This is a genomic window from Sphingomonas sp. CFBP 13714 (genome assembly GCF_014842205.1).
GTDB classification, from domain to species: Bacteria; Pseudomonadota; Alphaproteobacteria; order Sphingomonadales; family Sphingomonadaceae; genus Sphingomonas; species Sphingomonas aerolata.
The window spans coordinates 73,513-86,335 of the sequence record NZ_JACYVG010000003.1; the positions used below are offsets into that span (position 1 = coordinate 73,513).

The 12,823-nt window shown below is 65.1% G+C and carries 10 protein-coding genes; all 10 read left to right on the plus strand.

Annotated features, from left to right (window positions below):
* Positions 1 to 3: 3 nt before the first annotated feature.
* The 10 genes from IFT54_RS08235 (at position 4) to IFT54_RS08280 (ending at position 12,788) form a co-directional block, all read left to right on the plus strand.
* Positions 4 to 195 (plus strand): hypothetical protein, encoded by a 192-nt coding sequence (locus tag IFT54_RS08235; RefSeq protein WP_192070240.1) that lies wholly within the window; start codon positions 4 to 6, stop codon positions 193 to 195.
* A gap of 71 nt (positions 196 to 266) precedes the next feature.
* Positions 267 to 722, plus strand: a complete 456-nt coding sequence (locus IFT54_RS08240) for a hypothetical protein (RefSeq protein WP_037528050.1) — start codon at positions 267 to 269, stop codon at positions 720 to 722.
* A 109-nt stretch (positions 723 to 831) separates the two neighbouring features.
* Entirely contained in the window at positions 832 to 1,272 is a 441-nt protein-coding gene (locus IFT54_RS08245) for a hypothetical protein (protein ID WP_192070241.1), read from the plus strand.
* A 14-nt stretch (positions 1,273 to 1,286) separates the two neighbouring features.
* Complete coding sequence (locus IFT54_RS08250; protein WP_244648730.1) at positions 1,287 to 1,709, plus strand: phage tail assembly chaperone; 423 nt, start codon at positions 1,287 to 1,289, stop codon at positions 1,707 to 1,709.
* A 20-nt stretch (positions 1,710 to 1,729) separates the two neighbouring features.
* Entirely contained in the window at positions 1,730 to 6,847 is a 5,118-nt protein-coding gene (locus IFT54_RS08255; protein ID WP_192070242.1) for a hypothetical protein, read from the plus strand.
* The gene (locus tag IFT54_RS08260; protein ID WP_192070243.1) at positions 6,847 to 10,941 is read left to right on the plus strand and encodes a hypothetical protein; all 4,095 of its coding nucleotides are present in this window, start codon (positions 6,847 to 6,849) and stop codon (positions 10,939 to 10,941) included. The genes IFT54_RS08255 and IFT54_RS08260 overlap by 1 nt, the downstream gene beginning before the upstream one ends.
* Positions 10,942 to 10,950: 9 nt before the next feature.
* A complete protein-coding gene (locus IFT54_RS08265; protein ID WP_192070244.1) occupies positions 10,951 to 11,385 on the plus strand; it encodes a hypothetical protein in 435 nt (144 codons plus the stop codon).
* A gap of 11 nt (positions 11,386 to 11,396) precedes the next feature.
* Positions 11,397 to 11,909, plus strand: a complete 513-nt coding sequence (locus IFT54_RS08270; protein ID WP_192070245.1) for a hypothetical protein — start codon at positions 11,397 to 11,399, stop codon at positions 11,907 to 11,909.
* Entirely contained in the window at positions 11,902 to 12,252 is a 351-nt protein-coding gene (locus IFT54_RS08275) for a hypothetical protein (RefSeq protein WP_244648732.1), read from the plus strand. The genes IFT54_RS08270 and IFT54_RS08275 overlap by 8 nt, the downstream gene beginning before the upstream one ends.
* Complete coding sequence (locus IFT54_RS08280; RefSeq protein ID WP_031441155.1) at positions 12,249 to 12,788, plus strand: hypothetical protein; 540 nt, start codon at positions 12,249 to 12,251, stop codon at positions 12,786 to 12,788. Before IFT54_RS08275 ends, IFT54_RS08280 begins: the two co-directional genes overlap by 4 nt.
* Positions 12,789 to 12,823: the final 35 nt, after the last annotated feature.

The window sequence follows — 12,823 nt, forward strand, 5'->3', positions numbered from 1 at the left end:
ACCATGTCCGACACCAAGCCCAAGACGATCCGCGCCAAGGCGACCCGCGATTTCACCGACGCTGGCACCGAGCGGCGCTTCGACGCTGGCAAGGCGCACGATTTCACCGAGGGCGAGTTCGTCAACTTCGCAGCCGCTGGGCTGGTCGAGGCCGTCGACACTGCCGCTGACCCGAAGGCCAAGACCGCCGCCTAACCCGCGTGCCCGCCGCCCAGCGGGCGCCACCCCGCCGGCCCTGCCGGTATTAAGTCACGAGGATCATCACCATGGGTTCACAGACCGCCGCAGGCTCGTCGCTTGCGATCTCCGTTACGTCGCCGGCGACTGCCGACGCCACTGGCTACGCCGCCCTGACCTTCACCGACGTCGGTCAGGTCGAAAAGCTCGGCTCGATCGGCGCCAGCTTCGCCAAGGTCGAATTCCAGCCGCTCAAGGGTGCAAAGCAGAAGTTCAAGGGCTCGGCCGACTATGGCGCCCTGCAGCCGTCGATGGCGCTCGACAGCTCCGACGCCGGCCAGGCGATCATGCAGACGTCGGCCGACGACGAGAGTCAGAAGCTCTATTCCTTCCGCGTGACCTATCCGGACGGTGCCAAGCGCTACTTCGGTGGCCGCAACTTCGGCATGCCGGAGACCGCCGACGGTGCCGACAGCATGCTGACCGGCGCTCCGACGATCGAGATCTGCACCAAGATCGTCAAGGTCGCTGCGCCGACCACCTGACCCCTTCCCTACCCGGCGCCCGCGACGCCAGTCCTTATGCGCCAGCTCGGCCCGTCGTCGCGGGTCGCGAGCCGGGCTGGCGCACCATCCTCCCGCGAAGGACTATCTCATGACCACGCTGCTCAACATCGCCTCGCTCGCCGTCGCTGCCACCGCCGCCCTGCACGTCAAGGGCCCCACCGGCGAGCCGCTCTATGCCGACGAAGCGGGCAAGCACCCCGTCCGCATCCATCTTCACGGCCCCGGCAGCCGCGCTTATGGCGCCGTCGAATCCCGCCAGTCCGCGCGCGCGCTGAAGCGCATGCAGGACAATGATGGCAAGATCACCGCGGCGACCCAGGAAGAGCGCATCGCCGAGACGGCCGAAGACCTCGCCGCGATCACCGTGTCGTTCGAGAACTTCGACTATCAGCCCGAGGGGGCCAGCCTCGCCGGGCAGGACATGTTCCGTGCCGCATACGCCGATCAGGGCATCGGCTACATCACCCGCCAAGTGGCGAAGTTTGTCGCCGACTGGGGAAACTTCAAGGCCGCCTCGAAAGCGGCCTGACCCTCTATATCCGGATGATGGCGTGGCTTCAGGCCACGCCAAAGCCGGACCCTCGATCACGGCGAGCGAAGTTCGTAGAAGAGTCGCCGGCTCCTCTGCTCAGCCGCATCGAGAAGATGAAGCGCGACAAGATCGTGCCGCCTATGCCGCACAATCCCGCGCCGCATATCACGGACCGGCTGATCGAAATTGGCCTGACTCAAGCGGCCGGAATGGGCGCCGTCCCGCTGTCATGGCTCGAAATCAACGCCTGGTGCGAACGCACTGCCGTTGACCTTGAACCATGGGAGGGGCGGCTAATCCGCCGCCTCTCTGCTGCCTACCTCGCCGAAAGTCGCAAGGCTGAAGTTGAAACCTGCCCGCCCCCTTGGCGCGCAGAGGTGACCGCACGCGAGCGTGAAATCGAAGAAGCCAAGCTCCGCGCCGTGCTGGGCTGATCAAACGGGGAGGATGACGCATGTCCATACACGATTCCTCCCCGAGGCTTGAAGTCGGCTTTGTTATCGACACCGGCGACTCCTTCGGTGGTCTGACGCAGCTGCAAGCCGCAATGGACTCTACCGAGGCCAAGGTGCTTGCCGACGCCACCCGCATCGAGCGCGCAACCCGCGGTATGGTCGACGTCTCGGCCGCGACATCGAATGTCGTCATGTTCGGCAATGCCGCATCGCGTGAAATGCAGACGGCCCGGCAGGCGATGGCAAGTACCGAAAAGGCCGGCGAGGCCTTGTCCCGCCAACTTGATCGCCAAGCATCAACCTTCGGCAAGACCCGTGAGGAGATCCGGGCGATGAAGGTTGAGACGGCGGCGCTTGCCGCTGAGGAAAACAAGCTGGTCGAGCTGTCTGGTCGCCTTCGGGGGCAGCAACAGGCACTGGCAAACACCGAAGCTGATGCCGCTCGGACGGCTGCTGCCGCGATCGAAGCCGAAGCTCAGTCCGTCCGCTCCGCAGCCCTGGCGCATGGGCTGTTCGAGGCAGCCGCACGTCGCGGCGTCGCTGCGATGCGAGAGATGGAGGCCGCCCAAAATGCAGCCGCGGCGACTGCCGAGGCGACGCGAGTGCGCGAGGCGGCGCACGCATATGCCATGTTCGAAAGCGCCGCGCGGAAAGGCGCCGCGGCGCTGCGAGAGCTGGAGGTCGCCCAGGCGGCTAGCGCCAGCGATGCCGAAGCTCAGCGCCTTCGCTCGGCCGCGCTCGGTCATGCGCAGTTTGAAGCCGCTGTGCACCGCGGCGCGCAGGCGATGCGGGAACAGGAGGCCGCAGCAGCAACCGATGCCGCATCGCTGGCACGACTGCGGGCTATGCTTGACCCTGCGGCTGCCGCTCAGGCTCGATTGAACAGCGAGATCGCCGAGGCCCGTCGCGTTATGACCGCAGCGGGTGCGTCCGCGGAAGAACTGGCCCGCGCTGAAGGCATGTTGATCGATCGCGCGAACGTCGCGACGCAGACGCACGTCGCCATGGCCGGGGCTGCGGCTAAGAATGGGACTGCGCTGAAGAGCATTGCTGTCCAGCTTCCCGATATCACGCAGGGCCTGCTCGCCGGGCAGAAGCCCATGCAGGTCTTCATCCAGCAGGGCGCACAAATACTTCAGGTCGCCCAGATGGGACAGGGCGGATTGCGCGGCTTCGGCAAGGAGGTAGCGGTGCTGGCCTTGCGGTTCTCGCCGTTGCTTATCGGCCTTGCCGCAGCCGGCGCGGGCTTTGCGCTCTTCAACCGGTGGGTGAATGAAGGGGTCAAGTCCGACCAGCTGACGCGCGATCTCGGGCAAATCACCGGTGGTGCCAATGCGACTAAGGCCGAACTGTACAAGCTGAAAGAGGAGACGATCACCTGGGCGGATACGTCCAAGGCCCTCTTCAGCGTGGTCGGCAAGGACATCTCGGATTACTTCGTCGGCGACATGAAGGGCATGTCGAAGGGCGTGAAGGGCGTGCTCGATGACCTGACGTCCTACATGCGTTCGACCCTCGCCAGCATCTATGCGGGCGTCGCAGGGACGAAGGCCTATCTCGCCGAAGTCGAAAAGGGCGGCGCCCTCGGCATCGGCAAAATGCTAATCGGCCAGGGCGATCCCAAGCTGCTCGAGAAGACCTATGGCGCGGCCTACACCGCTGCCGACACCTATCTGACGAAGCTCGGCAAGCGCGTGAAGACCGCGGCGATCGACAACGCCCGCGAGCGCATCGCAAAGTCGATCGGTTACAACAACATCCCGAATCCGAAGACCGACAAGCATGCCGAGCAGCTGGCACGCGACGCCGCGGCGATCGAGGCGCAGATCCGCAACCTCTATCAGTTGGCCGATGCCTATGGCGTATCGGGCGCCGCGGCGCTGATCGCCGAGGCACGCGTGAAGGCCGAGAGCAAGGCAATCCGCCAGCGTGGTGACATTGAGGCGGCAGTCGCTCGGGAGGTCCGCCTGGCGGTCGCGCAGCACGTTTCCGATGCCGCCAAGAGCACCGCAACGATGCGTGAGCAGGCTGATATCCAGGATCAGGTCAACGCATCGGTCGCAGCAGGTATCACGCCGACCGAGAAGGCCGCGGAGCTGCTTCGTGATCGTATCACAGACCTCCCATTGCTGGCTGCGATCGAGGCGGCGCAGCTGACGGAGGATGTCGACGGCGCAGCGCGTGCGTCGAAGGCGCTCGACGATCAGCGTGCCGCGCGTGATCGCTTGACCGATTCCGAGATGAAGGCGGCTATTCAGCTCGCCATGCCGGCCGGCGATCGCCGACTTGCCGAGCTTGCGGAAGAAATCAAGCTTATCGACGCGACCGATGCCGCGCGCGTCCACTCGCTTGCCATCCTGCGCGCTACCCAGGAAGCGGAGTCGAAGGGCTGGACCGGCGCTGACTCAGCCGCGTGGATTGCGCAGCAGGTCAAGGTCGCTGACGAAGCGGAACGGCTCGGCGCGATGCAGCGCAGCTATAACGACTCGCTGACCTTCACCGCTGACAAGTGGGACATCATCGCCGGGAAGGTTCAGTCAGCCGGTCAGGGTATGGCGGACGCATTTGGCGAGGCCGGCCGCGCGATCGGTGACATGGCATCGATCTACGCCAGCTATCAGGCTGACCGGACGCGCGCCGAGGCCGAGCATCTAGCCGCGATCAAGGCGGCCGGTGCTGACCAAAGCCAGATCTTACGTGAAAACGCACGTTTTGCGCTGCGATCCTCCGGGGCCCAGGTCCAAGCATTCGGCGACGCAACGTCTGCTGCCAAGGGGTTCTTCAAGGAAGGGTCGAGCGGCTATCAGGCGCTCGCGACTGCCGAAAAGGCATTCCGCCTCGTACAGTTCGCCATGTCGGTCCGTGCGATCGCGCAGGATGCGATCGAGACGGGCAGCAAGATCGCCAATAGCGTGGCGCGTATCGCGGTCGGGGCGACCGAGGCGGTGGTCAACGCCATCAAGAGCCTGCCTTTCCCGCTTAACATTGCCGCGGGCGCCGCGACCGTCGCCGCGCTGGCGGGGATCGGCGTGTCGCTCGCCGGCTCGTTCGGATCATCGAAGAGTGATCTCGCGCCGACCAACACCGGCACCGGCACCGTGCTTGGCGATCCGTCGGCGAAGAGCGAGAGCATCCGGAACGCGATCGATGCCCTGAAGGACGTCGACACCGTGATGCTGTCCTATTCGCGCGACATGGCCGCGTCGCTGAAGTCGATCGACAGCCAGATCGGGGGCGTCGCGACCCTCGTCGTCCGTGCGGGCAACATCGATGCGAATGCCGGGGTCACCACTGGGTTCAAGAGCAACGCCACGGCAACGATGGCAGGCATCGGCATGGCGATCGGCGGCCCGATCGGTGCGGGCATCGGCGCGGTGCTGACCAAGATCCCGGTCATCGGCAGCCTCCTCAGTGGCCTGTTCGGCACGAAGACCTCGGTCATCGGCAACGGCCTGTCGGGCGGTCCGCAGTCGGTCGGCAGCATCCTGAACAGCGGCTTCGACGCGTCCTATTATTCGGACGTGAAGAAGAAGTCGTCGTTCCTCGGGATCTCGACCGGCACGAAATATTCGACGCAGTACGACGCGGCGGATGCCGGTCTGGAAAATCAGTTCACGCTGATCCTGCGGCAGTTCAACGATGCGATCGTAGCGTCGGCCGGGCCGTTGGGCGCCGCGACCGGCGACATCCAGAACCGCCTCAACAGCTTCGTCGTCAACATCGGCAAGATCGACCTGAAGGATCTGACCGGCGAGCAGATCCAGGAGAAGCTGACCGCGATCTTCGGCGCTGCGGCCGATGGCATGGCGGCCGCGGCCTTCCCGGCCGTCGCGCAGTTTCAGAAGGTCGGCGAAGGCACCTTCGAAACGCTTGTGCGCGTCGCCTCGACGGTCGAGGCGGTCGGCGCGTCGCTCGACCTGCTCGGTACCAGCGCGCAGACGATGGGCATTGCGGCAAAGCTCGGCCTCGCCGACCAGTTCGACAGCGTGTCCGCGCTGACGTCGGCAGCCGACGCCTATTTCGAGTCCTTCTACACCAAGGAAGAGCAGGCAGCCGCGAAGACCGCGCAGTTTGCCGGCGTCTTCAGCAGCCTTGGCATGGCGATGCCCGAAACGCTGGCGGGCTTCCGCCAGCTGGTCGAGGCGCAGGATCTGACGAGCGCAGCGGGTCAGGCCACCTATGCGACGCTGTTGCAGCTCGCCCCGGCCTTCGCCGACCTTCAGGCGTCGATGGAAGGCGCCAAGAGCGCGGCGGACATCGCGAGTGAGCGTCAGGATTTGCAGCGTCAGCTGCTCGAGCTGCGCGGCGACACCGCCGCTCTTCGTGCGCTCGACCTGGCAAAGCTGGATGCGAGCAACCGCGACCTGCAGCAGGAGATCTACGCCGTGCAGGACGCCCAGGCCGCAGCGTCGGCCGCCAAGACGCTGGCGGACGCATGGACGTCGGTCGGCGACAGTATCATGGACGAGGTAAATCGCATCCGCGGCGTCACCGACGCTGCCGGCGGCAACGGCTTTGCGGCGTTGCAGGGGCAGTTCAACGCGGCCAGCACCGCCGCGCGCGGCGGTGATCAGGATGCAGCGAAGACCCTGCCGGCGCTCAGCCAGGCACTGCTGACGGCCGCGGCTGAGCAGGCGACCAGCCGGCAGGAACTGGAACGCGTGGGCGCCATGACCGCCGCCAGCCTCGAGGCAACCTATGGCGTGATCAGCGCGCTCGGCAACGGCGCCACCGCGCCGACCGCCGAACAGACGACGAGCCGACAAGAGCTCGACCGGGTGCAGGCCATGAACAACGCCAGCCGCCAGGCCGCCTATGGCGTCGTCAGCGCGCTGGCTGGCGGCACCGCCGCGTCGGGCCGCGCCGCCACGCCGATCGATACGATGATCACGGCCGCGGACGCCGCGACCGGCAAGGCGCCCGCACCGGCCAACGACGATCTGATCGTCAGCGCCATCGAGGCCTTGCAAGAAGAGGTCGCCGGTCTGCGCCGTGAAAATGGTTCGGCGCAGACCGAGATCGCCCGCAACACCAAGGGGATCGATCGCAAGCTCGACGACGTCACGGCCGATCATAACGGCATGGCGTTCAGCGTCGGCAATGCGAGCGCCGCCTGATGAGAGTCGTCACCGACGCAGGCGCGATCGAGCTAGGAACCGTCGAGACGGCGCCGACGATCGGCGTCATCGACCGTAGCCGGCGGGTCACCGACGAGTTCGGGGTCACCACGGTTGTGCAGCGCGGTTTCGCGCGTCGCATGTCAGTGCGTCTCGCCGTGCCATTCGACGACGTCGACACGATCCAGCGCCAGCTCGCCGAGCTTCGTGCCACCTCGGCAACTTGGATCGCCGACGATCGCTTTGGCAGCCTCACGGTCCGCGGGTTCTACAAAGAGTTCGAGGTCGACCATGCGACCGCGCCGCTCAGCTATTGCACGCTGACGGTCGAGGGTTTGACCGGCGAGGAGGCGTTTACGGATGACGGCTCGGATCCGGCGCCGGTCGGGCAGGCGTCCAGCCTTCAGCTGCTCCAGCCGATCGCGATCACAGAAGCTGTTCTGACATCCAGCAGCGTCCCCGAAGATGATGCCATCGAGTGGACGGCGGCCGGCGGCTACGCCTTGGGGCAGCGCGTCATCCGGCGGCAGACGCACCGCGTCTGGGAAAGCCTGATTGATCGGAACGTCGGTCATGATCCGGCGACCACGACGGGGGCATGGCTCGACGTCGGTCCTACGAACCGCTGGGCCATGTTCGATCAGGCGCTTGGGTCCGTCACCACCGACGAGGCGCCAATTGTTGTCACGCTGCGGCCTAGTCTCGCTGCGTCCGGGCTTGCGATCCTTGATTGCAACGCCGCGACTGTTCGCGTTCAGGCCCCAGGATATGACCGCACCGTTGCGCCGTCGGGCGGCTCCGGTGGCGCGCTGTTCCTCGATCTGTCGCTAGCGGCCGGCGCCAGCATCACGGTGACGCTGGCACCGTTCGGCAAAGTCGCACAGCGTGTCGTCTGGGACGATGGTTTCGCATGGGACGATTCGGTCGCGTGGCAGGACACCGTCGCTGGCACCGCCACGGTGGAACCGCCAAGCTGGGCCGATGCCGAGGCCGTAAGCGACACCACAGAGTGGCAGGACAGCCGCGGCGGCGATGGTATCGTATTCGTCGGCACCATGCTGCTCGGCATATTGCGACCGCTCGGTATCACCGAAGGCTCGGCGACGTCGGGCATTACCGACTATAGTCGGCGCGAGACGGACGAATTTGGCGAGACGATGATCGTCCCGCGCGCCTGGGCGAAGCGGATGGCGGGCAAGGCGCTCATCCGAACTGATGCGGTCGATCAGGTCGTTGGGCGGATCGCAGCCGTCCGCGCAGTGCCGTCGCTGTGGCTCGGCGACGCCGGTCTCGACAGCCTTATCGTCTACGGCTTCTTCAAGGACTTCAGCGTCGAGGTTGGCGAGACGCTGAGCAAGCTGACGCTTTCGATCGAGGGCTTCAGCGAAGCGAAAACCCCGGCACCACTGACGATCCCTTGGGAGAATGTCAGCGGCACGAAGCCGACCGAGAACGCCGACAACACCGCTGAAAACACGTCGAAGGACACTGGCGCTGTTGCAGGGGTGCCGGCGAAGCAGGTCATTGCAGATGCGGTCTCGGTGAAGCAGCGATCAGATATTCTCGAGAACATCACGATCCCCGCCATCAACAGCGCGGTCGCGGCGGCCAATGCCCTGATTAGGACGGCCGAAGCGAAGGCAGATGCGGCGCTCGCCGACCTCAATGCCAAGCTCCTCGCGTCCGGTATCGTCCTCGACGCAGCCCTCGCCAATGCTGATAGCAAACTGGTCGAGGCGCGCGTCACGGCCGACCTGGCTGTCAGCCGGGCAAATAACCGCATCGACGCGGCAATGACCGACCTCAACGCTGAAGCGAACCGGGCGCAGGGCAAAGACGAGCTGCTCGATCGTCGCATCGACAGCCTGACCGTCGTCACCAACAAAAACGACGGTGAGGTCCGCGCGCTGATCGAGACGGAGCGGCTGGTCCGCACCGATGACGTCCGTGCGATCGCGCAGCGGATCGACACCGTCGTCACCGATTATACGAGCCGGGACAGCGTCACCAACACGCGGATCACGACCACGATCACCGCCCTGTCCGCTGCTGACAGGGCGCTTGGTGAGCGGATCGACTCCGTCACCACTGAGTTCAAGGCGGCAGACTCGGCGACCAGCACGCGGATCACGGATTCGGTCGCGGCCCTGTCGGCGGCCGACGAAGCGATCGGTAAGCGCGTCGACTCCATAGTGACAGACGTCACGACCAAGGACACCGCCACCCGGGCCGAGATCAGCCGGATCGAGTTGGCCTCGTCGACCCGCGACACCGCCCTTGGGCAGCGCATCGACACCGTCGTGACGGACTATACCGGCCGCGACACCGTCACCAATACGCGGATCACCCAATCGATCACTGCCCTGTCGGCCGCGGACAAGGCGCTCGGTGAACGGATCGACACCGTCACTACCGAGTTCAAGGCGGCGGACGCGGCGACCAGCACGCGGATCAGCGATGCGGTCACTGCCCTTTCCGACGCAGACACGGCGATCGGCAAACGCGTCGACTCCATCGTCACCGACGTCACCACCAAGGACACGGCTACTCGCGCCGAGATCGAACGGGTGGAGACTGCATCGTCCACCCGTGACACCGCGCTCGGGCAGCGGATTGATACCGTCACCGCGGATTATAAGTCTGCCAACACCGCCACCAATACCCGGATCACTGACACATCACGCGCGCTCGCCAACGCGACGACGGCCGTAGGCGAGCGCGCATCGGTGCTCGAATCGCAGGCCAGCCCTTCGGGGGGCAACCTGGTGCCGAACAGCAGTCTGAGCACGCTTGATGGATGGGTTCTAACATTCAATCCCGAGCTTACGTCGAGCATGAGCCTGAACCGAGCGGCTCAGCCTTTCATGATTGGCGGCATCGAGAACAACCTGACCCTGCACCGCCCTAGTCCGGGCGCTGGACTTTGCAGCGAAGCTCAGAGCGCTCCCTTTGCAGTCCGCCCAGAATCTAACATTCAGCTGTACGCTATGACCGCGTCTCACCGCTGCCGAGCATGGGTCACCGTCTTCTTCTTCAACGACAGCGGCTACGTCGGCTACGCCGGTGAAAACTCGGCATTGAGGATCAACGCCGGCGGGCAGGATCTGAATGCGTGGGATCAGACCGGCGTGAAGGAATTCGTCGTGCCAGCTGGTGCGGTTCGCGCGACGATTGCGCTCCGCTCGTACGATGTCGAAAACGACGGCTATGCATGGTTCTCTCGGCCATTCGTTACCGAAGTAAAGCCGGGCACCAAAACCTGGGTTCCGTACAGCGCTGGCAATGACCGGACTGTAACTGCGAGCACGCGAGCACTTGTCAGTTCGACGGCAACGACGTTGGCTGATGCCGACAGCGCGATCGGGCGGCGCATCGACACGATCACCACCGACTATGTCGGCCGCGACAGCGCTACAAACGCTCGCGTCGACCAAACGGCGAGCGCGTTGAGCGAGGGTGATCGCGCGCTAGGCATCCGGGTTGACGGTGTCGTTGCCAGCTTGGCGACCACGGACAGCGCCGTTCGCGCGGAGATTGGCCGGGTCGAGCGTACATCGGTTGATCGGGATACGGCGCTAGGGCAGCGTAGCGACACGATCACGGCATCGCTAAACGATGCCTGCGGTCGCCTGTCGACGGTCGAAATGGCCGTAACCGATGGGCGTTTCGCGGCTGCCCAACGCGTATCGAACCTCGAAGCGCAAGTCGGTGCCGACCTGTCCGCAAGAATCGATCAGCGGGCAACTGCGATCGTCGATCCCAAGATCGGCGTCGTGACGCAGAGCGTGACGGATCTGCGCAGCGCTTACAATGGCACAGTAGCTACCGTGCAGCAGCAGGCTGGCACGCTGGTCGACCTTGCCGGCAAGGCTACCGCCTATGTCAGGTTGCTCGCCGATGGCGGCAACGGTGTCGCACGGCTCAGCCTCTGGTCGGACCAGTTCGGCGGTGCTTGGGAGTTGATCGGGGACGGTAGGATCGGCGGAAATCTTGTCGTGGATGGCACGATCACCTCGACGAAGATGGGTGCCTCATCGGTCCAACAGGCCATGTTCCTCACGCTGCCTGGCAGCATGTCGATCCCCTATGGTTGAGGAAGCGGCATGGCGATTCCGTATCCGGTATACGAAGACGACCCAAGCACTGGCGGTGGCGGCACGGGCGGTGGTGGTGGCGGTAGCGGAGGCGGCTACGTGATCGGCACAACGATATTTCAGGCCACCTTCAACAAGGCCGAAGCAAACAGCGCGTTGCGCATTCTCGCCTATGCCAGTCTGCAAAGCCCCGACGATCTACAGTTCGCCGGCTACATCACGATCGACGGCGCCCTCTATCAAACCGGCACGGTGAATATCGTGCTCGATCTTCAGCGCTCGTCCGGCGCGATGCCGATAACTCTGCCTGCTTTCGTCACCGGCCTGGCGGCAGGCAATCACACCATCATCTTCTCGATCCGCAACCTTGAGCCAGACGGTGCCCTGACCGTGCTCGCGGGCTCGACGATGGAAATCACCGAACTGAAACGCGCAGCCGTCTGAAAGGACAGGTCATGGAATATTGGATCGTTTACGACCTCGCGACTGGCGCCGAGCGCTGGCGCGGGAGCGGTGTCACGAGCGCAGCAGCGGCGCAGGTATTGCCTGAGGGCCTTGGAATTGTGCTGGTTCCCTCGCAGGCCCTTGAAGGCGAAGCACTCGATCTGGACGTGCTGCGCAATACCGCGTCCGCCAGCATCGATGCCCAAGCTGAGGTGATCCGGCAGAGCATTCTGACGCCCGGCGCCGGGCAGGCGATGACGTATCAACGCAAGGAAGCCGAAGCGCGCGCATGGTCCCTCGACAACGACACCACCACGCCGTTCCTGTCTGCCGAGGCAGGCGCGCGCGAGATGACGATCGCGGACCTTGCGGCCGAGATCATCGAGCTTGCCGATGCGTGGGTGGCGATCGGCGCTGCGATCGAGGGGCTGCGCATGGGAGCCAAGGCCGCGGTGGGCCGCGCTGCGAACCTCGGCGCCATCGTTGCTGCCGGCAAGGTCGATTGGTCCGTCCTCAATGGCTAAGCGCTTCTGGCTCGGGCTGCGCCAGCTGCTCGTTGCGGTCGACCAGCTCGCCTACATCCTGATCGCCGTGCCGATCTATGTCGTTGCGGGCGGGCCAACACCATCGGCCGACGAGACGATCTCCAGCCGCGTTGGCCGCGCCGCGATCAAGGGGCATCGCTGGGGGGCTTTTCCTCGAAGCGATCATCGACCGCCTCTTCGTCCTCATCGGCGCGGCGCCAGAACACTGCCGGCGCAATGTCGAAACCGCCTTCCTGGGCTGCGCGCCCAAACCCTAAGGGATCATACCATGAAGAACGCAAGCAACGCGGCCGTCCCGGTCGCGGGAAGGGATGACGCATGAGCGTGACAGCCACGAGCAACTACATCGGCGAGGCGATGCGGTCGACGGCCGCGCTGGCGCCTCCCTCCCTTGCAAACAACCCAGGTCTGCTGGCGTGGAACCTGTTCGTCATGACTGCGGCCATGTGCCTCGGGTTGATGATGGCGGGCAAGCAGGCGCGTCGGATCTGGGCGGCACGCGCGTTTGACCATCCGACCGATCCGGTCTCGATCTATAGATTCGTCATTTTCCTTGCCGGGTGCGCGGTCGCCAGCCGGGGTGGCGCCGAGGCTATCAGCCTCTGGTCGTGGAGCTCAGGCGACGCCCATACCATTGAACGGGTGGCGGAACTCAAGCGATGGCTCGATCCCGTCTCAGTCGGCTGTGGCTTCCTGTGGATGGCCTTGCATATCCTCGCTGAGCCAATGCTCGAGTTCCAGCTGCGCAAGGCTCCCCTGCCCGTCGACATGTGGTCACGCTGGCCGCAGCTGCGCCGGCCGATCGCCATTCTCGTCGTGAGTCTTGCAATGGCGACCGCTGCCGTCGGGCTGCGGTAATGCGAGAGGGGGCTATCGCGGCGGTACCGGGCGTA

Bases quoted from the DNA above. Each gene is read 5' to 3' on its own strand.
- IFT54_RS08270 (WP_192070245.1), top strand. From the start codon at position 11,397: ATGGAATATTGGATCGTTTACGACCTCGCGACTGGCGCCGAGCGCTGG.
- IFT54_RS08250 (WP_244648730.1), top strand. From the start codon at position 1,287: ATGATGGCGTGGCTTCAGGCCACGCCAAAGCCGGACCCTCGATCACGG.
- IFT54_RS08240 (WP_037528050.1), top strand. From the start codon at position 267: ATGGGTTCACAGACCGCCGCAGGCTCGTCGCTTGCGATCTCCGTTACG.
- IFT54_RS08265 (WP_192070244.1), top strand. From the start codon at position 10,951: ATGGCGATTCCGTATCCGGTATACGAAGACGACCCAAGCACTGGCGGT.
- IFT54_RS08275 (WP_244648732.1), top strand. From the start codon at position 11,902: ATGGCTAAGCGCTTCTGGCTCGGGCTGCGCCAGCTGCTCGTTGCGGTC.
- IFT54_RS08245 (WP_192070241.1), top strand. From the start codon at position 832: ATGACCACGCTGCTCAACATCGCCTCGCTCGCCGTCGCTGCCACCGCC.
- IFT54_RS08260 (WP_192070243.1), top strand. From the start codon at position 6,847: ATGAGAGTCGTCACCGACGCAGGCGCGATCGAGCTAGGAACCGTCGAG.
- IFT54_RS08235 (WP_192070240.1), top strand. From the start codon at position 4: ATGTCCGACACCAAGCCCAAGACGATCCGCGCCAAGGCGACCCGCGAT.
- IFT54_RS08255 (WP_192070242.1), top strand. From the start codon at position 1,730: ATGTCCATACACGATTCCTCCCCGAGGCTTGAAGTCGGCTTTGTTATC.
- IFT54_RS08280 (WP_031441155.1), top strand. From the start codon at position 12,249: ATGAGCGTGACAGCCACGAGCAACTACATCGGCGAGGCGATGCGGTCG.